Here is a 22,248-nt window from a genome sequence, read left to right as displayed (position 1 = left end):
CATCCGTTGTGGCGAGGGGATTTATCCCCGCTGGGTTGCGTAGCAACCCCAAGATTTTGTATCGAGCCACTTGATATCCCGAGGCGTCAGCTTTAAGGGCTGCTTCGCAGCCCAACGGGGATAAATCCCCTCGCCACAGATAAATTCCCTCCGCCAACGGCCAGGCTGGTTTTCTAGGCGCCGGTCCATTCCTGCACAAACGGCCCGATATCTTCCTGCGGCGCGGCGCGCGCCTCTTTTTGCGGTGTGCCCAGGTAAAGGAAGCCGATCACCTCCTCCCCTTCTTCCAGGCCCAGCCCCCGCGCGACGTGGGGCGAATACGCCAGTTCCCCGGTACGCCACACCCCGCCAACCCCCTGGGCATAAGCGGCCAGCAAGATCCCATGGGCCGCGCAACCGGCTGCCAGCAATTGCTCAGGCTTGGGAATCTTGAAATGGTCCTGCAATCGCGCGATCACCACCACGACCAAGGGCGCGCGCAGCGGGCCGTTGAGGGCCTTTTCCACCACCGCTTCCGGTACCAGCGGATCATTGAAGCGTGCCGCCTCGGCCAACAGCTCACCCATGCGGTGACGTGCTTCGCCTTCGACGGTCAGGAAACGCCACGGGCGCAGTTGGCCATGATCCGGCGCACGCATCGCTGCGGCGAACATGATCTGGCGTTGTTCGGGCGTGGGCGCAGGGTCCACCAGACGCGGAACGGAAACACGGTTGAGCAAAGCGTCGAGAGCCTGCATCGGCGACCTCCTGGAAAAATGTTCGGCTATTCTAGTGGCTTGTGCCGCCAGTTCGTTAGTGCAAATTCAGTTGCAAGCAGCGCCGGGCGCCGGTTTACATGCCGCTTGTCACAGGTAGAATGGCGCCCTTTCCCCTATCAGCCCGAGCGGACTTCATGGCGTTGCCGACCCTGCGGATCATTGGTTTCATCATCGGCATCTTCCTGATCACCCTGGCGATCTTCATGATCGTGCCGATGGCCACGTTGCTGATCTACGAACGCACCAGCGACCTGCCATCGTTCCTCTGGTCGAGCATGATTACCTTTGTCGCCGGCCTCGCGTTGATTCTTCCCGGACGCCCCGAGCACATCCATCTGCGCCCCCGGGACATGTACCTGCTGACGGTCAGCAGTTGGCTGGTGGTGTGTGTCTTTGCCGCGCTGCCGTTCTTGCTGACCCAGCACATCAGCTACACCGATTCTTTTTTCGAAAGCATGTCGGGCATCACCGCCACCGGTGCAACGGTCCTCAGCGGCCTGGACACGATGTCGCCGGGGATCCTGATGTGGCGCTCGCTGCTGCACTGGCTCGGCGGTATCGGCTTCATCGGCATGGCGGTGGCGATTCTGCCGCTGTTGCGCATCGGTGGCATGCGGCTGTTCCAGACCGAATCGTCCGATCGCTCGGAGAAAGTCATGCCGCGCTCGCACATGGTGGCGCGGCTGATCGTGGCCTCCTACGTCGGCATCACCATTCTCGGCACGCTGGCACTGTGGTGGGCCGGGATGAGTCTGTTCGATGCGATCAACCATTCGATGTCAGCCATTTCCACCGGCGGTTTTTCCACCTCCGACCTGTCCCTGGCCAAATGGACGCAACCGGCCGTGCATTGGGTCGCCATTGTCATCATGATCCTCGGCAGCCTGCCGTTCGCCCTCTACGTCTCGACCCTGCGCGGCAACCGCCGTGCACTGATCAGGGACCAGCAAGTCCAGGGGCTGATCGGCGTGCTGCTGGTCACCTGGCTGGTGCTCGGCACCTGGTATTGGGCCACCACCGACCTGCATTGGCTCGACGCCCTGCGGCACGTGGCGCTGAACGTGACGTCCATCGTCACCACCACCGGTTTTGCCCTGGGCGACTACAGCCTGTGGGGCAATTTCTCGCTGATGTTGTTCTTCTACCTGGGTTTCGTTGGCGGCTGCTCGGGCTCGACCGCCGGCGGGATCAAGATTTTCCGCTTCCAGGTCGCCTACATCCTGCTTCGGGCCAACCTCAACCAACTGATCCACCCGCGCGCGGTGATCAAGCAGAAATACAACGGTCACCGCCTCGACGAAGAAATCGTCCGGTCGATCCTGACATTCTCGTTCTTCTTCGCCATCACCATCTGCGTGATCGCGCTGCTGCTGTCGCTGCTGGGCGTCGAATGGATGACGGCACTGACCGGCGCGGCCAGTACCGTGTCCGGTGTCGGCCCGGGGCTTGGCGAGACCATCGGCCCGGCCGGCAACTTCGCCCCGCTGCCGGACGCCGCCAAGTGGATTCTTTCCGGCGGCATGCTGCTCGGCCGGCTGGAAATCATTACGGTGTTCGTGCTGTGTATTCCGGCGTTCTGGCGTCACTGACCGGCGTCGCTACAGCCCGCGCCCGGTATTCGCCGGGCGTGGTGCCGAACCAGCGCCGAAAAGCCCGGAAAAAATTGCTCGGGTCGGCAAACCCCAACAGATAAGCCACTTCCAGCAGCGTCATGGTCGGCTGCGCCAGGTACTGCTCGGCCAGTTCGCGGCGCGTATCGTCCAGCAAGTTCTGGAAACTCGTGCCCTCATCCTGCAAGCGCCGCTGCAAGGTACGTTGCGACAAGTGCAGGGTCTGCGCGACCACGTCCCGCTTGGGCTCGCCCCGGGGCAGCAGTCGGCAGAGCACCTGCCGCGCCTGGTGGGTCACGCGGCTTCCGGAAAAACGCGCGAGGTATTCGCCGGCAAACCGATCGTGGAGCTGCGCCATGGCCTCGTTGGCCGTGGGCAACGGCGCCTCCATGTCCTCCTGCAGGAAAATCAGCGCATCGTAGGGGGCATCGAACACCAGCGGCGCGCCAAAAGCCTGTTGATAAGGTGCCAGGTCAACGGGTTCGGAACCCTGGAACAGTACCTTTACCGGATGCAAGGTGCGTCCGGTCAACCAACTGCACAGGGACAGCGCGCAGGCCAGGGAGGCTTCGGCACTTTGCCGGGTCGGCGGAAGGTGATCGCCATGCACGGTGAGAATCAGCCCGTAGCCCTCCTCCAGATGACGAAAACTCAAGTCGGCGCTTTCGGCAATGATCCGTTGGTAGCGCACCAGCCGCTGGAAGCCTTCGACCAGCGTGCGACTGGACATCAACGCGTAACCGACCACATGGAACGATGCCGGGCGCACCACCTTGCCCATGTTCAGGCCGATGGCGGGGTTGCCGGAGCGCGCCACCGCCAATTGCCAGAGCCGCGTCATCGAGTCCTGGGTAAAGCGCGCGTCGGGATCCTCCAGCGCAGCAAAATCCAGCGCCAGCTGCTTGAACAGCGCCCGACAGTCCAGGCCGTCCATTTCCAACGCCTTGACAATCCCCATCGCCCAGCTTGAAGAAGTCGTTCGTTCGCTCATGACGTTTTGCTTGCATGACGAGCCGCAGGGTACGGCTGGATTTGCGAAGGATACTAAAGTGGCGCTGATTGTCACTGGCTGTGGAAGGTCATCGCTCTAGACTCAAGTGATAGAACATTAACCAAAGAGCCTGCAGTCTTGGAAAACACCAGCCGATTCAATACCTTCGCCGAGTTCTACCCGTATTACCTCAGCGAACACAGCAACAGCACCTGCCGGCGCCTGCACTTCATCGGCACCTCCCTGGTCATCCTGGTTTTCGCCCTGGCCCTCGTCGTCGGCGCCTGGTGGCTGTGGGTCGCGCTGCCGGTGGCCGGCTATGGCTTCGCCTGGGTCGGGCACTTCTTCTTCGAAAAAAACCGCCCGGCAACTTTCCAACACCCTCTCTACAGCCTGCTCGGCGACTTCGTCATGTACCGCGACATGCTGCTGGGCAAGGTGGCGTTCTAAGGAGATCGGCGATGACGTCTCACGCGCGCTTCACCCACATGCAGGACGGCAGCCGGGAAGACTGGGCGATCATCGCCGCCGACTTCAGCGCTTACGCGCGGCAGTTGCCAGGCCGGATTCTGGCCCACCTGAGATTGCTCGATGGCGACTTCGGCGGTTTCCCCGTGGATCGCCTGACCCACTCCCTGCAAACCGCGACCCGTGCCTACCGCGACGGGCGAGACGAGGAGTACGTAGTCTGCGCCCTGCTCCACGACATTGGCGACACACTGGGTTCGTACAACCATCCGGACATCGCGGCGGCGATCCTCAAGCCGTTCGTCAGCGCCGAGAATCTGTGGATGGTGGAAAAACACGGGATCTTCCAGGGCTACTACTTCTTCCATCATCTGGGCATGGACCGGCACCTGCGCGAGCAGTTTCGCGAACACCCGCAGTACCAGGCGACGATCGATTTCTGTGCAGAATACGACGCCGCGGCGTTCGATCCCGAGTACGACACGCTGCCGCTGAGTTTCTTCGAACCCATGCTGGAAAGGCTGTTTGCGGCACCGAAGCAATCGATCTACAAGGCGGCGATGGCCGAGAGATAAGACAAGGAACCCTCTGTGGCGAGGGGATTTATCCCCGCTGGGCTGCGCAGCAGCCCCCTCTCGGTGTGCCTGAATGATCGCGGATCCAGTGACTATCCTTAGGACTGCTGCGCAGCCCAGCGGGAGCAAGCTCCCTCGCCACAAAAGCTCCTCTCCACTAAACGTTTAAAATTCAGGCAGGCTCAGTCACTTTCAACTCAGCCTTGACCAGCGCTTCGCGCGCCTGGGCGTCCGCCAGGCGATAGAGCTCGATCGAGCCGTCCCAATGCTCGATCAGCGCCGTGCACGACTCGACCCAATCGCCGCAGTTGAGGTACTCCACCCCGCCCACCATGCGAATCTCGGCATGGTGGATGTGCCCGCACACCACGCCATGCAGTTCACGCTTCACGCATTCATGGGCGATGGCTTCTTCAAAATCACTGATGAAGCTGACGGCGGTCTTGACCTTGTGCTTGAGGTACGCCGACAGCGACCAGTAACCGTAGCCGTAACGGGCCCGCCAGTGATTGAGCCAGCGATTGAGGGTCAGGGTGAATTCGTAGGCCGAATCCCCAAGAAAGGCCAACCAACGGTGATAACGGGTGATCACATCGAACTGGTCGCCATGGATCACCAGCAGGTGCCGACCATCGGCGGTGACATGCACCGCTTCGTCCACCAGTTGAATGTTGCCCAGGATCAGCTTCGAATAACGGCGCAGGAATTCGTCATGGTTGCCGGTGACATAGATCACCTCGGTGCCGCGCTTGCTCATGGTCAGCAGGCGACGAATGACGTTGGTATGGGCCTGGGGCCAATACATGCCACTGCGCAGTTTCCAGCCGTCGATGATATCGCCCACCAGGTAGACCTTGTCGGCGTGATAGCCCTTGAGAAAGTGCGACAGGTGCTCGGCCTGGCAATCTCGCGTACCCAGGTGAACGTCGGAAATCCACAGGGTGCGGACACGCTGTTTGCGGCTGGGCCTGGCGAGCTCGGCGCTGGTCATTGGGCAACCCTCTGATCGTTTTCACCACAGTGCACCCCAGCGGTTAATGACCCATGACAATAATGCGTCGGTTGCATGACAGCGCGAGGCGCCGCGCCCTCGGTGTAGACTGGCCGCCTGCCACGGGAGACCGCGATGAGACCGATCCTCACGCTACGCCACTACAGCCACGACCTGATTGTCCACAGCCACGACCATGCGCAGCTGGTGTTCGGCTTGTCCGGCGCGCTGGACTTCGAAGTCGAAGGGCGTGGCAGCCAGGTGGTGCAGCAGAGTTTCGTGGTGGTACCCGCCGGCGCCCATCACGCCTGCGGCAGTCCTCGGGGCAGCCGTTGCCTGGTGCTGGATGTGCCTGATGATGACTGGGTCGGACAATGCCTGGGCGATCACGCCGATGCCAGCCGGCGCTTACTCGACCGCAATATCCGCCTGCCCCTGGATACGGGGCAGAGCCAGTTGGTAAGTTGGCTCGCGGGCAGTCCGGTGGACGATCCACTGATCGCCCAGCAAGGCGCGGTACTGCTGTTGGCCAGCCTCAACGGCGCCCGCCAGCAAACGGGCGGCAGCCGGCGCCTGCCCTATGCCGCGCTGGATGTCCATATCGACCAGCACGCGGCCTATCCGCTGCAAGTGGCGGACCTGGCGCGGGTCGCCGGGCTTTCCAGCGCGCGCCTGCATGCGCGCTTCGTCGCCGAACGCGGGCAGACGCCAATGGAATACATCCGCAGCCGCCGCCTGCACAAGGCCGTGGGACTGTTGCGAGACTCAAACCTGCCCATCGGCGAAATCGCCCATCAGGTTGGCTACAGCTCGCAAAGCGCCTTTGCGGCGGCGGTGCTGCGCGAGTTCGGTGTTTCGCCGGGCAAGCTTCGGCGCTAGACCTGCGCTAAAAATCGCTAGGTTCGCGACAGACAGAAACGGCTGGCAACGGGTTCAATAGCCAGACGTTCAACCGCTCAACAAGGATTGCAATGACTCCCCGTACCGCCCTCGGCGCCTTGCACATCGGCGCGCTCATGTTTGGCCTGACCGGCGTGTTCGGCAAACTCGCCGCCGCCTCGCCGGCGGTCATTGTGTTTGGCCGTGCGGTGTTCGCCGTGCTGGCCCTGGCGGTGTTTGCCCGGTTCGCCAGCCGCACCCGCTGGCAAAAACTGCGCGGCCGCGACGCTCGCCGGTTGCTGCTCGGTGGGCTGTTGCTGGCCGGACACTGGGTCAGTTTTTTCATCTCGGTAAAAGTCGCCGGGGTGGCCATCGCCACGCTGGGGTTCGCCAGTTTCCCGGCCTTCACCGTATTGCTCGAAGGGCTGATTTTCCGCGAGCGGATCCGCGCCAACGAGATTCTCCTGGTGGTGCTGGTGAGCGTCGGCCTGGTGCTGGTCACACCGGACTTTGACCTGGCCAGCGGCGCCACCACCGGTTTGCTCTGGGCCGTGGCTTCGGGCCTGTTGTTCTCGCTGTTGTCGCTGACCAATCGCGCCGGCTCCGCGCACGTACCGCCGGTACAGGCCGCGCTGTGCCAGAACGTGGTCGTGGGGTTATGCCTGTTGCCGATGGCCGCGCCGCAACTGAGCGACGTGCGCCCCATCGACTGGTTGTGGATCGGCCTGCTCGGGGTGTTCTGCACCGGCCTGGCCCACAGCCTGTTCGTCGCCAGCCTCGCGGTGATCAAGGCGCGCACCGCGGCGGTGGTGTTCGCCATGGAACCGGTCTACGGCATCACCATTGCCTGGCTGCTGTTCGATGAAAACCCGACGCTGCGCATGCTGCTGGGTGGCGTGCTGATCATCGTTGCGATCGTCGTGTCGAGCCAGCTCGACGGCACGAAAAAATCCAGCGCCGGCGCCCAAGCCTCGTCTCACTGAGCCAGGTTACTGAAACGCGTCACTGAACCCGGTCGTTGTGCCCCAGGTCGCGCTCCGGGTCGATCCGGTCGCGGACCCGCTGCTTGAGGACCTTGGCCTCGGGAAACCCGCCGTCGGCCTTGCGCTCCCAGACCTGCGTACCGTCGCAACTGATATGGAACACCCCGCCGGTGCCCGGCACCAGGGACACCTTGCCCAAATCGTCGCCAAAGGTGCTGAGCAACTCCTGGGCCAGCCAGGCGGCGCGCAGCAACCATTGGCACTGCGTGCAGTAAGTGATGACGACTTCCGGTTTGCGAGCGGTCATTGCGGGTGAGCTCCTGCGGTCAAAGGCGTCGTTATACTACTCGCCTTTGACCGCCTGCCCCGAGATTGACGATGCGCCGCCTGCTGCCATGCCTGCTCCTGTTACTGCTGCCCCTGTTCGCCGACGCGGTCGAAGCGCCGCGACCGAAAATCGGCCTGGTACTTTCCGGCGGCGCGGCCCGTGGGCTGGCGCATATTGGCGTGCTCAAAGCCCTGGAAGAACAAGGCATCAAGATTGACGCGATCGCCGGCACCAGCATGGGCGCGGTGATCGGCGGCCTATACGCCTCCGGGTACAAGATCGACGAGCTGGAGAAACTCGCCCTGGGCATCGACTGGCAGCAGGCGCTGTCCGATGCCCCGCCGCGCAAGGACGTGCCCTTCCGGCGCAAGCAGGATGACCGGGATTTCCTGGTGAAGCAGAAGCTGAGCTTTCGCGACGACGGCAGCCTCGGCCTGCCACTGGGCGTGATCCAGGGACAGAACCTGGCCCTGCTCCTGGAAAGCCTGCTGGCCCACGCCAGCGATACCCGGGATTTCGACAAGCTGCCGATCCCCTTCCGCGCCGTGGCGACCGACATCGCCACTGGCGAAAAAGTCGTGTTCCGCAAGGGCCACCTGCCCAAGGTGATCCGTGCCAGCATGTCGATCCCGGCGGTGTTCGCCCCGGTGGAACTGGACGGGCGGCTGCTGGTGGACGGCGGCATGAGCGACAACATTCCCTTGGACGTGGCCCGGGAAATGGGCGTGGACATGGCCATCGTCGTCGATATCGGCACGCCGCTGCGCAACCGCAAGCAATTGGTCACGGTGGTGGATGTGCTGAATCAGTCGACCACCCTGATGACCCGCCGCAACTCGGAGGAACAACTGGCGAGGCTGAAAAACAACGACGTGCTGATCCAACCCGCCCTGGCAAGCTTTGGCTCCACCGATTTCGGCCGCGCCACGGAAATGATCGACGCCGGCTACCGCGCCACCCGGATACTCGAGGCGCGCCTGGCGCACCTGCGTCGCCCTGAACCGGCCGACGCCGAGCTGATGGCGGCGCGCACCCCCAGCGAACGCACGCCGGTCATCACCGCGATACGGGTGGAAAATGATTCGAAAGTCGGCGACGACGTGATCCGCTATTACGTTCGCCAACAGATCGGCGAGCCGTTGGACCTGGGTCGACTGCAAACCGACATGGGCACCTTGTACGGCCTGGATTATTTCGAGCAGGTGCAATACCGCGTGGTGCACAAGGGCGCGGACAACAGCCTGGTGATCAGCGCCCGGGGCCGACGCACCGGCACGGACTACCTGCGCCTGGGCCTGAGCCTGTCGGACGACATGCGCGGCGACAGCGCTTTCAACCTCGGTGCCAGCTACCGGGTCAACGGTATCAATCGCCTCGGCGCCGAATGGCTGACACGGGCGCAGATCGGCGATAAGCAGGAGCTGTACAGCGAGTTCTACCAGCCGCTGGACGTCGGCTCGCGCTACTTCATCGCGCCCTACGGACAATTCGAATCGCGCAACGTCGAATCGATCCTCGATAACGACCCGGTCGCCCAGTATCGGGTCGAGCGCTACGGCTTTGGCCTGAACCTGGGCCGGCAGATCGGCAACAGCGGGGAAATCCGCTTCGGTGTTGGCCAGGCCTGGGGCAAGGCGGACGTGCGCATCGGCGATCACGACCAGCCCAGCGAAAACTTCAACGAAGGTTTCTACGAGCTCAAGTATTCATTCGACTCGCTGGACAACGTCTACTTCCCCCACGAAGGGGAAGACATCGGCTTGTCCTGGCGCCAGTACGAACCCGGATTAGGTTCCGACCAGCGTTATCGCCAGTGGGAATTCAGGTTGGACAAGGCCCTGAGCAGCGGCCCGGATACTTTCATCCTCGGCGGTCGTTATGGCCGGACCCTGGACACCGCCGAGGTCGTGACGTCGAGTTTCGTCCTCGGCGGCGCCCGACAGCTGTCGGGCTTTCGTGAAGACGGGATATCCGGCCAGAACATGAGCCTGATGCGCGCCGTGTACTACCGCAGGCTCACGCCTCGCGCCTACCTGCCGCTGGATTTCCCGCTGTATGTCGGCGGTTCGCTGGAGCGCGGCCGGGCCTGGAACAACGACAATGAATTCGACAGCGGCTACATCAACGCCGCCAGTGTTTTCCTCGGGTTCGACACGCCGCTGGGACCACTCAACTTCAGTTATGGCTTCAACGACGATGATGAGCAGGCGGTGTATCTGAATCTGGGGCAGACGTTCTAGCGTCATGCAAACTGTGGGAGCGAGCCTGCTCGCGAAGAGATGGTTGAGATCTCCTGTGCCGCCATTTTCGCGAGCAGGCTCGCTCCCACAGGGGTAATCAACGAATCCCGGCCAGCAGCACCCGGGCCGTTTCCTTGAGCGGCTCGTCGCCCTCTTCCACCAGTTCCTCCAGCAGCGTGATAGCGCTCTTGAGGTCACCCTCATCGATACGATTCTGGGCTTCTTCGAGCTTTTCGGAATGCTGCGAGGTCGGCGATTCAAAAGACACCGGTTCGAGCGACAGGGACTCGAACTCCGGTTCGGCGCTCAGCGGCTCCAGCTCCAGCGACTGCTCTTCATCGGCAAACCCGTCGAGGAAATCATCGTCCAGCGACTCGGTTTCCAGGGGCGCTCCCCATTGCAGGTCGGGCTCATCGAACCCCGAGAGCGACAACGTGCCGGTTTCGAAGGATTCCGGGGTTTTCGGTTCAGCGGAGGCCTGCGGGGTGTCGGTCAGGTCCCAGCTGTTCTCCATGGACAAGCTATCGAGCTTCAGCTCGAACTCGTCGCTGGGGAGACGGGGCGGTTCGGGCACTGGAATGGATGCCTGGGGTTCTGTCGGCGCAGTTGCATCAAGCGGCGCATCCAGGGAAGTATCGGGGGGCGCGGCAACCAGGGAGATTCTCGGGTAGCGCCCGCGGATTTCTTGCAGCGCCTGGCGATCGACGCCTTGGGCCAGCAGGTGGTTCTCCTGGGCCTGGAAGCCGATGACATCGCCCTGCTTGCCCAGCACGTCGAGCAACTTGAGGCCCAGGTCGGTACGCTCCGGCTCCGCCAGCAACGCGGCGCGCAACAAGCCGGCAGCTTCGGTGAAGCGGCCATAGGTCAGGTAGATTCCTACCCCTTCGAGTACATCGCCGAGGGGCGCATCGCCGTTGTTGAACGACGCGGCGACTTCAGGGCGTTCGGCGCCCGATTGCCCATAGGTTTCAGGCTCGTCATCGTCCAGGATCAATTCGCGAGGCTCGGACATCGGCTGCGGATCCGCCAGTTCCTGCTGTTGCCGACGGCGAAGAAACAGCAACACGACGAGCAACCCCAGCAGCCCCACCAACCCTGCCACCCACACCCAATCGATGCCCTCTGCCTCGTCGGCCGGCGTCGCCTCGACCACCGGATTGGGCTCGACGTTTTCCGCTGGCGGCGCTGTCGCGGCAACGGCATCCGGCGGCTCCTGGGCCAGTTGCGCCTGCAACTCGCTGATCTGCTGGCGCTGGCTGGCGATTTCCGCGTCCTGGGCCTGGAGCCGGGCTTGAAGTTCGTCGATGGTTTTCTGTTGTTGCTGGTTTAGCAGCACCGAGGCGGCGAGCTGCTCGGCGTTGCTGTCGGGGGCGACAGAGGCCGGCGTTGAAGGGGTTGCGGCGGGAGGCGGCAATATGGCCGAGTCGGGCAGCAACAGGCGCTGACCGATGGAAAGCCGCTCGCTGCCAGGGTTCAGCGCCTGGATGCCCTGCATGAGCTCATTGACAGAGGCATTGCTGCCGGCGTCATGCAGGCGCTTGGCGATGATCCAGGGGTTGTCGCCCTGCACGACGGTGTAGCGCTTGCCTTGTGTGGCCGGTGGCGGCTTGATCGCGGGTGTCGCTTCGGCCGCAGCGGAAGGCTCGTCCACGGCCGGCACAATCCCTGGCGTGCCCGGCGGATCGATCAGCACGGTGTATTCACGCAGCACCCGGCCGTTGGGCTGGTTGAGCTGTACCAGGAAATTGAGGAAAGGCTCTTCCACCGGCTTGCTGGAAGTCACCCGGATGAAGCTGCGCTCGCCGCGCAATACCGGCGTGAAACGCAAGCTGTTGAGAAAAAATACCCGCTCCACCCCGGCGCGACTGAAATCGTCCGGGCTCGCCAGGCTGGCCGACAAATCCCCCTCCCCCAGGCCGGCCGCATCGACCAGGGCGATGTCGGCGCGCAACGGCTGGTTCAGCGCGGAATGAAGCGTGATCTCACCCAGCCCCAGCGCCGACGCCAGGGCCGGAAAGCCCAGGGCACCCACGACTATCAACACGTTGACCCAGTTGCGCAACGTGGACTGCAGACTTTCAAGCATGGGCATCCCTTTCGATTACCAGAACCAACCTCGGCGCAAACGCTTCCATTAGGAACGCTTACTACTGGTTATAGTTCGCTAACCGGCGAATCTCAAAAACCTGATGTCAGGGAAGTGCCTCAGGATTTTTCCAGGTTGGCCAGGATCCTGCCGTGAACCCGCATGCACACCCGCATATCCTCTTCGTCAACGCCTTCAAACAACTCCCGACGCAGCTGCGTGGCAATGGTTTCGATCTGTTCGATCAGCGGCAAGGCCGGCGCGCAAAGCACGATTTTCTTGGCGCGGCGGTCCTCGGCCACGGCCTGGCGCTGCACCAGTCCCTGGGTTTCCAGGCTGTCGAGCAAGCGGGCCAGGGTCGGGCCTTCAACGGCGACGCTCTGGGCCAGTTCACGCTGGGTCGGCGCCTGTTCGAAGCGGGCCAGGTGCAGCAGCACCAGCCAACGCGCCTGGGACAGGCCCAGCCCGGCGAGGCGACGGTCCAGCTCGGCTCGCCAGCCCCGGGACATTTGCGCCAACTGCATGCCAAAGCGGTGTTGATCGGTTAGAGGCATAAAAAACTCATCAGAATCTAAATAGAGAAATACTAATTATTAGTCAGCTAAGCATGAGCTTCGGATTCAAGCAAGGCTGGCACTGTAGTGAATCGTTAAAGGAGCGTAACTGTTTGATCAGACTTCAAATTCCGATTGCAGTGCAGCTCTTACGCAATACAGGACGCCTTCCGGAACGCGGCCTGCAAACAGCGCGGCAACGTCAGATACCGCGGGCAATTCACCCTCTCCGTCGAGAAACGCGTCCTGGATTTCGCCCATCAGTTCTTCGGGCAAATCCAGCGCCTGCTCCAGGGATAGCTGCTGTTGGCCGATCGCCTCGGCCAGCATCGTATAGACGTTCTTTTCCGAACACTGCAATTGCCCGGCGATTTGTAGCGGGGTCATCCCGGCACGAGCCAGCGTGATGAGTTCGTGGCGTACATCGGCCACGGCTTTCGGCGCTTCGGCTTCGCCGCCGAGCACCTGGAGGAAAGCCTCGCCGTAACGCTCCAGCTTGCGCGCGCCAACGCCACTGACCCGGGCCATTTCCGCCAGGGAAGTCGGTTGGCTGCGGAGCATTTCCAGCAATGTCGAGTCGGGGAAAATGACGTAGGGCGGCACGCCATGCTCCTCCGCCAGTTTGCGCCGCAAGGCACGCAGGGCTTCCCACTGATCGCGCTCCTCGCCACGCACCAGTTGGCTGGCCTGGCTCTTGCTGCTCTTGATCGCTGTTGCGGGCTTGAGGTCGCGACGCAGTTCCAGGCTGACCTCGCCTTTGAGCAAGGGCCGGCAGGTCGCGCTCAGGCGCAGGCCGCCATAACCTTCCAGGTCGATGTCGGCCAGGCCGCGCGCCACCAGTTGCCGGAACAGCGAGCGCCATTCGCTCTCGGTGCGGGCCTTGCCCACGCCGAACACTGAAAGGTGCTGATGGCCAAAACTGCGGACCTTTTCGTTGTCCTTGCCCAGCAGCACATCCACCAGATGCCCCACGCCATAACGCTGGCCCGTGCGATAGATGGCCGACAGCGCCTGGCGGGCCGGCTCGGTGGCGTCCCAGGTCTCCACGCCGTCGACGCAGTTGTCGCAGTGCCCGCAAGGCTCGGGCATGTCCTCATCGAAATAGGCCAGCAAGGTCTGGCGGCGGCAACGGGTTTCTTCGCAGAGCGACAGCATCGCGTCGAGCTTGTGCTGCTCCAGGCGCTTGTGGCGCTCATCGCCCTCGGAGTTCTGCAGCATCTGCTTGAGCATCACCACGTCCTGCAGGCCGTAGGCCATCCAGGCATCGGCCGGCAAACCGTCACGACCGGCACGGCCGGTTTCCTGGTAATAGGCCTCCAGGGACTTGGGCAGGTCCAAATGCGCAACGAACCGTACGTTGGGCTTGTCGATACCCATGCCGAACGCCACGGTGGCGACCATGATCAGGCCTTCCTCGTTGAGAAAGCGCTTCTGGTGATAGGCCCGCAAATCGTTGGGCAGGCCGGCATGGTAGGGCAAGGCCGGGAAACCTTGCTCGCTGAGAAACGCCGCCACCTCCTCGACTTTCTTGCGCGACAGGCAATAGACGATACCCGCGTCGCTGCGCCGCTCGGCGAGGAACGCCAGCAATTGCTTGCGCGGCTGCTCCTTGGGCACGATGCGGTAGAAAATGTTCGGGCGGTCGAAGCTGGAGAGGAACCGCTCGGCGTTCTGCAGGTGCAGGCGCTCGACGATTTCTTCGCGGGTACGTTTGTCGGCGGTGGCGGTCAGGGCGATGCGCGGCACGTCGGGAAACAGCTCGGCCAATTGCCCCAGTTGCAGATATTCGCGACGGAAATCATGGCCCCATTGGGATACGCAGTGGGCTTCGTCGATGGCAAACAGGGCGATCTCCAGGCTCTGGAGAAAGGCCAGCATGCGCGGCTGCACGAGACGTTCAGGCGCCAGGTAAAGCATTTTCACTTCACCGCGCTGGATGCGCGCCGCCAGGTCCCGCTGCTGCTCGGCGCTCAGCGTAGAGTTCAACGCGGCAGCGGCAACGCCCAATTCTTCGAGGGTCGCGACCTGGTCGTCCATCAAGGCGATCAGCGGCGATACCACCACCGCGAGGCCGTTGCGCAGCAGCGCGGGCACTTGGAAGCACAAGGACTTGCCGCCGCCGGTAGGCATGAGCACCAGGGCATCGCCACCGCTGGCCACGCGCTCAATGATGGCACCCTGGCGGCCACGAAAACTGTCGTAGCCGAAGATGTCCTTGAGGACGCGTTGAGCCTGTTCGAGCATAAAAACTCCAAAAATCACCGAAACATCCCTGCAAGGCTGGTCCAGAAACACAAACGCTGCACCGGCGAATCGTAAGTGCGCGTTTCGAACCGCCGGGATGCCGCAGGGCATCACAAAACGCGGCAGTATACCCGAGGGCTTCATTGCGAAGGGGGTTGCTGACGGGAGGTTTCAGGGCAAATGCCGGACAAGCCCCACCCCGTGGCGAGGGAGCTTGCTCCCGCTGGGTGGCGAAGCCGCCCCAAAAAAACAGGGCCGCTGCGCGACCCAGCGGGAGCAAGCTCCCTCGCCACAGGGACTCTGTAGGCTAGAGACCAGGTGATGCATGCCCGGCAAGAAGGCAAATCCACCACGCGGCTGGCCTGAGCGCTCAAGAAAGCCTAGAATTCCCGCATTGTTTATTCCCCAAGGTAGCCTGTAATGTCCTTCGCTGAGCAACTGACCCGCCTGCAAGTCTTCCTCGACGCCGATGAGCTGCACGAAGAAGCGCTGGATTACGTGGCCGCTCATGGCTACCTGACCGCCCTGTCGATCTGCTCCGAGCAGGTGCCGGAGCGTGAATGGATCGACGCCCTGTTCGCCGAAGAACCGCACTACAGCGACGAAGCCCAACGCGCCGAAATCGAAGCGACGCTGGTCGGCCTCAAGGCGCACATCGCCCGCCAACTGGCTTCCGATGAAGAATTCGAGCTGCCGTGCGAGCTGGACCTGGGCGATGATCCGGACGATTCGGAACTGCGCGGCTGGTGCATCGGCTTCATGGAGGGCGTGTTCCTGCGCGAAGCGGCCTGGTTCGAAACCGCCGAAGAAGAAGTCAGCGAAATGCTGCTGCCGATCATGGTCGGTTCCGGCCTGTTCGACGAACAACCGGAGTTCTCCGACATTGCCGCCGACCCGAACCTGATGGACGACATGATCGTGCAGATCCCGGAAGCCCTCACCGCCCTGTACCTGCTGTGCAACGCCCCGGACGAGAAACCGGCGATCCTCAAGCCGCGCCATCACTGAGTCAGCGGGTGCCCGCGCCCCTTGGCAATCGCCCGCTGATCCTGCGCTACGCTCTGCTCGCCATCGGCTGGCTGAGCGTGGTGCTGGGGGTCATCGGCATCTTTATTCCCATCCTTCCCACCACCCCCTTCCTGTTATTGGCCGCGGCCTGCTTCGCCCGCAGTTCGCCACGCTTCTACCGCTGGCTGGTGGAGCATCCGCGCCTCGGCCCCTGGATCGGCGATTACCTCAGCGGCAATGGCATCCCGCTCAAGGGCAAGGTCTACGCCATCGGGTTGATGTGGGCGAGCATCCTGCTGTCGTGCTACCTGGTGCCCCTGCCGTGGGCGCGGGTGTTCATGCTGACCAGCGCGGTGCTGGTGACGATTTACATCCTCAGGCAAAAAACCCTGCACAAACCTGACTGAACGCCCTTGTGGCGAGGGAGCTTGCTCCCGCTGGGAGGCGAAGCCGCCCTGAAATCAGCTGATGCGATTCCCCAGGCAGACCGCGCCTGCCGATTTTACGACTGCTGCGCAGCCGAGCGGGAGCAAGCTCCCTCGCCACGAGATCGGCTGTGTCTTCAGTCATGCCTGGGCCTGGTAAAATCTTGTGCTAGCCAAAATGAAAAAACCGCCATCTCCAGAGCGAAGATGGCGGGTTTTGTCGTTTCAGCTCATCTCACACTGTGTCGACCTTCAACGAATGGTCATTCAGCATGCCGTTAATGATGGTCGCGGTGTCCGCGCCGCCGATCATTCCGCCCGCGCCCGGCGTGACGCCGTAGTGACTGGCGAGGTTGACGCCGGCCAGGTCAATGGTCTGGTTCGGCGTGGCGCCGGCGGTGCTGCTGACGTCGATGCTGGTGATCAACGAGGCTCCACTGCCGGTCACGCTGAAGTGCAGGTAGTCATCAAGCGACGCCGCGCTGCCGTTCTCGCCCAGCAGCAGTTGCGACAGGTCGAGCTTGTCGAGGCCCGGGGTGAAATCCGTGATGACGTCGTGACCGCTGTTGCCCGCCTGCCATTGGAACGTGTCGGCGCCGTTGCCACCGGTGAGGGTGTTGTTGCCCAGGCCGCCGATCAGCAGGTCATCACCGTCACCGCCGTTGAGCACGTCATGGCCGAGGCCGCCGTCGATGCGATTGCCCAAGCCGTTGCCTGTCAGGCTGTCGTTGAAGTTCGAGCCGACCAGGTTCTCGATGCCAGCCAGGGTGTCGGTGCCGGCCCCCAGGGTGTTCTGTCCGGCCAGCAGGCCGAGGTTTACCGTGACGCCGCCGGTGGCATGGGCATAACTGGCGGTGTCGTTGCCAGTGCCGCCGTCGAGCAGGTCGTTACCGGTACTGCTGTAGAGCAAGTCATTGCCAGCCCCGCCATGCAAGGTGTTGTTGCCCGCGCCCGTGCTGAGGATGTCGTTGCCGTCGCCGGCGTTGAGCACGTTGTTGCCATTGCCGGCCACCAGTACATCGTTGCCCGTGGTCCCCGTCAGGGTGTGGCCCGCCTGGTAGCTGATGCCCACTCCGGCGGAGTCACTGCCGCCGTGGTTGTCGCTGGCAGTGTAGCTGCCGTGATAATCGGGAGTAGTGTCCTGGGCACCGGCGTAGTTGACGGTCAGGGTCAGTTGGTAATTTTCCGAGGCATTGGCGTTGCCATTGCCGGGGTTGGGAATGTTGGTGACGTGGATCTGATAGTTGCCATCCGCCGCTGCGGTGAACGAGGCGCCGTCGTTGATCGCGATGAAGGGGCCGCCGTTAAGCGAATATTCCATGGCGATGCGACCGGCCGTGAGGTTGTGATCCAGGGTCAGGGTTTCGCCTTGCTTGAGGCTGATGTTGAGCCGGTCTTCATCGTTGGCGTTGTTGTTCGACACCGCTCCCAGCGCCCCGCTGACCACCAGCATCGCGGTCATGCTCGCGGTGTTGGCGACGAAGGCACTGCGGTTGAGGCTGATCGACTGGGCGTTGTTGCCGGTGAAACTGGTGGTACCGGTGCTGCCGGTGAAATCCGCGCCCCTGGCCACCCAGCCGGTATTAAAACTGGTCGGCGATGCGGAGAGCGGGTCGCCGTTGGCGTCGCTGTCATTGCCCAGCAGCAATTCACCCGGAACCACGATGTTGCCCGACAGCACGTTGGTGATGACGTTGTCAGCGACCGCCACGGGCGCACTGTTAGGTTGGACCTTGATCACCAGGTTGGAGCCGGCCAGGTCACCATCGTTATCGCTGAGGGTGTAGCCGATGTTCTCGGTGATCAAGGTGCTGGTGGTGGTTTGGGAGGTGTAGCTGAACGCGCCGGTATCGAGATTGACCACGAGCATACCGTCATGCCCGGTGGCGATGCTGACGGTGTTGGTCGCAGTGTTGAAGGCGCCGTGGTTGGCCCCGCCGCTGACGGTCAGCGCCCCCTGGCCACCGTTGGCATCGGGGTTGTAGCTGTAGGTCGTGCCGTCCACCACCAGGCTTTTGATAAACCCGCCGTCGGCGCCGAACGAGCCGCCTTCGCCAAACAGGCTGCCGGTAACCGGCACGCCTTGCACCGTGCCGGAAAGCACCGAATTGAGCTGGTTCAAGTCAGTCACCACCACCGCGTTGGTGTTGGTGTGGGTGCTGCCGTCGTAGGCCAGCGGATCAAGATTGACGTTTCTGGCGCCGCTGCCCAGGCCGACGGCGTAATTCTTGATGCTGTTGGCGTCGAGGAAGGCCTTCCACGCGGCCTCGTCCGCCGGGCCGATGTCGCCCTTGGTCGGCTTGCCGTCGGAGAAAAAATAACCAACGTTCTGGGCGCCGGTCAGTTGCCCCGGTGTTGCGAACGCCGTCTTGGCCATCTCCACGGCCGCATCGTAATTGGTATCACCGTGCGCTTTCAGCGCGGCGATCAGTGTCTTGGCGGTTGCCACGTCCACCCACACGGCACTCTGGCCGGTGGCGCTGCCGCTGAAGGTCACAAGCTGGACTTTCACGTCGCCCATGTCGTCGTATTTGTCGAGCAAGGCGCTGATCGCCTGTTTGGCCAGGTCCATTCGCGAGAGGCCCGGCACACCGGAATCGTCTTTCATGCTGCCGGACACGTCGAGCACGATCAGCAGGTTCGAATCGATCTCCACCGCCGGGACCGAACGCTCGGACGCGACCGCCTTGGGCACATCGTCGACGATGCTCACCACCAGGTTGCCGGTGGTGCTGTTGCCCAGGGAATCGGTGGCCTGATAGGTGAAGCTTTCGGTCAATACGTTCGGGCCATTGTTGGCATGCGGCGTGGTATTCGCCGGCGAGGTCAGCGTATAGGTGTAGGAGCCGTCGGCGTTGAGCAGCAACTGGCCGTGAGCGCCATTGGCGTCTCCCACCAAGGCAAATGTCACGGCGCCGGTTGCACCGCTGACCGAACCGACCAAGGTGCCGGTGGCGGTTTCGCCGGTGCTGCCCGGCTCGCTGCCGGTGGCGCTGCCGGGGGCCAGGTCCTGGCCGTCCTGTTTCAGGTCCAGGGCTTTTTCGTAAACGGTGACGTCATGATCGGTTTCAGCGACCAGGCAACTGTTGTGCACGTCGATGGTGATGGTCGTGGTGCTTTCATCCCCATCGGCATCGCGCACGGTGTAGGTGAATACATCGGTGGCACCCGGTACGCCAACGGAATCCGGATTGCTGTGGTAGACCGCGTTGCCATTGGCATCCAGGGTCAGGTAGCCGTAGGTGCCGTTGATCTGGCTGTTCAGGCCGCCGTTGGCCGGGCTTGACGTATCGTTGCCGGACCGCACGCCGATCACCACGCCACCGTCGGCGCCGAGCACGTCGTTGTCCAGGACATTGCCGCTGACCGTCCCGCCCTCCACCACCGCCGCGGTATCACAATGCGCCTTGGGCACGTCGTCGACGATGTTGATGACGATGGTGCTGGTGACGCTGTTGCCGAGGGAGTCCGTGGCTTGATACGTGAAGCTTTCGCTCAACACGTTCGGACCATCATTGGCGGCAGGCGTTGTCGTGGCGGGCGACGTCAGGGTGTAGGTGTACGAACCGTCCGGGTTGAGCAACAGTTGCCCATGGGCGCCGGTGGCATTGCCGATCAGGGCGAAGGTGACGGCGCCGACGGCACCGGTCACCGAGCCGACAAGGCTGCCGCTCGCGGTTTCGCTGCTGGCATTCGGCGCACTGCCGGTGACGGTGCCGGGGGCCAGGTCCTGGCCATCCTGGTTGAGATCCAGGGCTTTTTCGTAGACGCGGATTTCCTGGTCAGGGGTTGCGGCCAGGCAGCTGTTATCGATGTCGATGGTGATGGTCGTGGTGCTCTCGTCGCCATCGGCGTCGCGCACGGTGTAGGTGAACACATCGGTGGCGCCCGGTGCGCTGACGGCGTTCGGGTTGCTGTGGTAGACCGCGTTGCCGTTGGCGTCCAGGGTCAGGTAGCCGTAGGTGCCGTTGATCTGGCTGCCGAGGCCGCCCACGGCTGAGGTCGATGTATCGCTGCCGGCGCGGACACCGATCACCGCGCCGCTGGCGGCAGGCCCGTCGGCACCGCCCTCGTCGTTGTTCAGCACGTTGCCGCTGACCGTCGCGCCCTCTTCCACCGAGGCGGAATCGGCGTGGGCCGTGGGCAAGTCATCGACGATATTCACGTCCAGGTTGCCGGTGGCCGTGGTGCCGTTGTCATCGGTGACCACCACGCTGAACTGCTCGCCCACGCTGTTGGCGCCGTTGGCATTTGGATGCGCTTCGTTGTCGAGCAGGGTGTAGCTGTAGCTGACCACGCCCGTGGCGGCGTTGAAGCCGGTGACGGTCAAGGTGTTGCCCAACGCGGTGATGATCGATTGCGGGAAACCGGCGGCGACGCCACCGCTGACCACAGTGATACCGCCGACGCTCAGGGTTTGCACGCCGTCCAGCGCGGTCACGGTGAAAGTGCCGCTCTGGGTCAGCGCCGAGGCGTCCGGGTTGCTGCCATCGCCGAGGTTTTTCTCCTGCACCGTCAACTCGCCGCCCTCGGTGTCGAGGCCGTTGATGATCACCGGGTCGTCGTTGTTGTGCACTTGCAGCACCAGGTTGGCGGTGCTGGTGTCGCCGTCAGCGTCGGTCAGGGTGTAGGTGAAGGTTTCGCTGCCGTTGCCGCCGCCGTGCAACGCAACGAATTGCGGGTCGCTGGTATTCAGGGTGTAGGTGTACGTACCGTTGGGGTTGAGCACCAGCGTGCCGTAGGTACCGGTGAACGTGCCGCCGATGATCGGCCCGCTGTCGGGGCCGGTGGGTATGCGATCAGCGCCCTGGTCATCGTTGGGCAATACGTTGCCAGTGAGGGTGACGAGGGCCTCCGATGCGCTGTTGGCGTGGCCGTCATCGATCGCCTGGGGTACGTCGTCGGTGATGTTGACGTCCAGGGTTCCGTTGGCCGTATCACCGTCGTTATCGACGGCCACGACCGGGAATTGCTCGCTGATGGTGTTGGCACCACCGCCCGCCGGATGGGTTTCGTTGTCGGTCAGGGTATAGGTGTAGCTCACCACGCCAGTGGCGGGGTCATAGCCGGTGATGGTCAGCGTGTTGCCCAGCGCCGAGGTGACGGACTGCGGGAAACCTGAAGCCACGCCGCCAGCGATCACGCTGATACCGCCGATGCTCAGGCTGTTCAAGCCGTCGGGGGCGGAAATGCTGAAGGTCCCGCTTTGCACCAGCGCGCCAGGATTGCTGGCGGTACCGTCGGCGAGGTTGGCCTCGTTGGTGCTCAGCTCGCCGCCGTCCACGGTCACGCCATCAAGGGTGACGGGGTTGTCCGGCGTTTCAGGGATGACCGGCGGCACCGTTCCGTCGCCATCGTTGCCGTCCGGATCAGCCGCCAGCTCCAGTTGTGGAAACTCGGGAATCCCGTTGAACCCGGCGGTTGGGAAGCCAATCCGCGGATCAACCTCTCCTGCCACCTCCTCCAGCAGCACAAAGCTGTGCCCACCGCCCACTCCGCCCGGGTTGCCGCCCTCGGCGCCCGCCGCCGTGGCCTCGCCCGTCTGGGTCGGGTCGGCGCCGGCGGCGATGGCTTGCTGCAATTGCTGCACATCGGTCAGTTGCGCATTACTTGGCACTGGTGCTTCGGGCGTGTCGACAGGCGCTGCCTGGTTGGCGAGCAGCTGCGGGGTCAGGGTCAGGTCACTTTCGCGGCCCAGGGTCAGTTCCCGCCCGTTCTGCAATTGCACCGCTACCGCCCCCTCAGCGCCGGTGATCAGGTGCTCACCGGCGTACAACCGATCACCTTCGATCAACGGGCGCCGCAGCCCACCGGCGGCCTCTGCGAAAACCTGCCCTACGACCTTGCTGACGGTACCGATGAGCGCTGCCATGTGCATTTCCTCCGTTGCCAACCGTAGTCGGCACCTGTGCTGGGTGAAGAAGCGAAACTCAGGCTGGCCGTCAGAATCTGGAAAATCTGCCAGCTTTCGCGAGATCGGACGGTAGCGGATTTTCGCCACAACGACAAAAAACCGTCACACATTGCGCCTCGCTTTTGAACCTTTTTGCCCTTCTTCACATCGTTTCGAAATTTATTTGGAACTTTTTATTGACGTCTGTAATCCGT

General features: G+C 63.0%; 16 protein-coding genes. 8 read left to right on the top strand and 8 right to left on the bottom strand.

Going from position 1 to position 22,248, the window contains the following annotated elements; translation table 11 throughout:
• Positions 1 to 173 precede the first annotated feature (173 nt).
• Entirely contained in the window at positions 174 to 737 is a 564-nt protein-coding gene (locus tag PSH78_RS07730) for an NAD(P)H nitroreductase (RefSeq protein ID WP_305499554.1), read from the bottom strand.
• A gap of 155 nt (positions 738 to 892) precedes the next feature.
• Here PSH78_RS07730 and PSH78_RS07725 point away from each other — a divergent pair, with 155 nt between their 5' ends.
• Positions 893 to 2,347 carry a TrkH family potassium uptake protein gene (locus PSH78_RS07725; RefSeq protein ID WP_305499552.1) on the top strand — a complete coding sequence of 485 codons (1,455 nt, stop codon included), beginning with the start codon at positions 893 to 895 and terminating at the stop codon, positions 2,345 to 2,347.
• On the opposite strand, the gene PSH78_RS07720 is transcribed toward PSH78_RS07725, so the two are convergent.
• A complete protein-coding gene (locus PSH78_RS07720) occupies positions 2,304 to 3,359 on the bottom strand; it encodes an AraC family transcriptional regulator (RefSeq protein ID WP_305499550.1) in 1,056 nt (351 codons plus the stop codon). The genes PSH78_RS07725 and PSH78_RS07720 overlap by 44 nt on opposite strands.
• A 138-nt stretch (positions 3,360 to 3,497) precedes the next feature.
• Between PSH78_RS07720 and PSH78_RS07715 the strand changes: the two genes are divergently transcribed.
• Positions 3,498 to 3,809, top strand: a complete 312-nt coding sequence (locus tag PSH78_RS07715) for a DUF962 domain-containing protein (RefSeq protein ID WP_305499548.1) — start codon at positions 3,498 to 3,500, stop codon at positions 3,807 to 3,809.
• Positions 3,810 to 3,820: 11 nt separating this feature from the next.
• Positions 3,821 to 4,402, top strand: coding sequence for an HD domain-containing protein (locus PSH78_RS07710; RefSeq protein ID WP_305499546.1), 582 nt, complete (start codon positions 3,821 to 3,823; stop codon positions 4,400 to 4,402).
• A 172-nt stretch (positions 4,403 to 4,574) separates the two neighbouring features.
• On the opposite strand, the gene PSH78_RS07705 is transcribed toward PSH78_RS07710, so the two are convergent.
• Positions 4,575 to 5,393 carry a UDP-2,3-diacylglucosamine diphosphatase gene (locus tag PSH78_RS07705; RefSeq protein ID WP_305499544.1) on the bottom strand — a complete coding sequence of 273 codons (819 nt, stop codon included), beginning with the start codon at positions 5,391 to 5,393 and terminating at the stop codon, positions 4,575 to 4,577.
• 135 nt (positions 5,394 to 5,528) lie between these two features.
• Between PSH78_RS07705 and PSH78_RS07700 the strand changes: the two genes are divergently transcribed.
• The gene (locus PSH78_RS07700) at positions 5,529 to 6,272 is read left to right on the top strand and encodes an AraC family transcriptional regulator (RefSeq protein WP_305499542.1); all 744 of its coding nucleotides are present in this window, start codon (positions 5,529 to 5,531) and stop codon (positions 6,270 to 6,272) included.
• A gap of 92 nt (positions 6,273 to 6,364) precedes the next feature.
• Positions 6,365 to 7,255 carry a DMT family transporter gene (locus PSH78_RS07695; protein ID WP_305499541.1) on the top strand — a complete coding sequence of 297 codons (891 nt, stop codon included), beginning with the start codon at positions 6,365 to 6,367 and terminating at the stop codon, positions 7,253 to 7,255.
• Positions 7,256 to 7,274: 19 nt separating this feature from the next.
• Here PSH78_RS07695 and PSH78_RS07690 read toward each other — a convergent pair whose 3' ends face one another.
• The gene (locus PSH78_RS07690) at positions 7,275 to 7,562 is read right to left on the bottom strand and encodes a SelT/SelW/SelH family protein (RefSeq protein WP_305499539.1); all 288 of its coding nucleotides are present in this window, start codon (positions 7,560 to 7,562) and stop codon (positions 7,275 to 7,277) included.
• A 71-nt stretch (positions 7,563 to 7,633) separates the two neighbouring features.
• On the opposite strand from PSH78_RS07690, the gene PSH78_RS07685 reads away from it, so the two are divergent.
• Entirely contained in the window at positions 7,634 to 9,823 is a 2,190-nt protein-coding gene (locus PSH78_RS07685) for a patatin-like phospholipase family protein (RefSeq protein ID WP_305499537.1), read from the top strand.
• A gap of 97 nt (positions 9,824 to 9,920) precedes the next feature.
• Here PSH78_RS07685 and PSH78_RS07680 read toward each other — a convergent pair whose 3' ends face one another.
• The 3 genes from PSH78_RS07680 to recQ form a co-directional block, all read right to left on the bottom strand.
• A complete protein-coding gene (locus PSH78_RS07680) occupies positions 9,921 to 11,909 on the bottom strand; it encodes a FimV/HubP family polar landmark protein (protein ID WP_305499535.1) in 1,989 nt (662 codons plus the stop codon).
• A 119-nt stretch (positions 11,910 to 12,028) separates the two neighbouring features.
• Positions 12,029 to 12,463 (bottom strand): MarR family transcriptional regulator, encoded by a 435-nt coding sequence (locus PSH78_RS07675; RefSeq protein WP_305499533.1) that lies wholly within the window; start codon positions 12,461 to 12,463, stop codon positions 12,029 to 12,031.
• A 117-nt stretch (positions 12,464 to 12,580) separates the two neighbouring features.
• Positions 12,581 to 14,707 carry a DNA helicase RecQ gene (gene recQ / locus PSH78_RS07670; protein WP_305499531.1) on the bottom strand — a complete coding sequence of 709 codons (2,127 nt, stop codon included), beginning with the start codon at positions 14,705 to 14,707 and terminating at the stop codon, positions 12,581 to 12,583.
• Between the two features lie 420 nt (positions 14,708 to 15,127).
• On the opposite strand from recQ, the gene PSH78_RS07665 reads away from it, so the two are divergent.
• The gene (locus tag PSH78_RS07665; RefSeq protein WP_305499530.1) at positions 15,128 to 15,715 is read left to right on the top strand and encodes a YecA family protein; all 588 of its coding nucleotides are present in this window, start codon (positions 15,128 to 15,130) and stop codon (positions 15,713 to 15,715) included.
• Between the two features lie 8 nt (positions 15,716 to 15,723).
• Positions 15,724 to 16,122: a YbaN family protein gene (locus PSH78_RS07660; RefSeq protein WP_305499528.1), complete on the top strand. Its 399-nt coding sequence runs from the start codon at positions 15,724 to 15,726 to the stop codon at positions 16,120 to 16,122.
• Between the two features lie 253 nt (positions 16,123 to 16,375).
• On the opposite strand, the gene PSH78_RS07655 is transcribed toward PSH78_RS07660, so the two are convergent.
• Entirely contained in the window at positions 16,376 to 22,012 is a 5,637-nt protein-coding gene (locus tag PSH78_RS07655) for a retention module-containing protein (RefSeq protein ID WP_305499526.1), read from the bottom strand.
• Positions 22,013 to 22,248: the final 236 nt, after the last annotated feature.

Origin of the sequence: Pseudomonas sp. FP198, from assembly GCF_030687895.1 — a bacterium.
Taxonomy (GTDB): Bacteria; Pseudomonadota; Gammaproteobacteria; order Pseudomonadales; family Pseudomonadaceae; genus Aquipseudomonas.
This window is presented reverse-complemented; position numbering and strand designations above follow the sequence as displayed.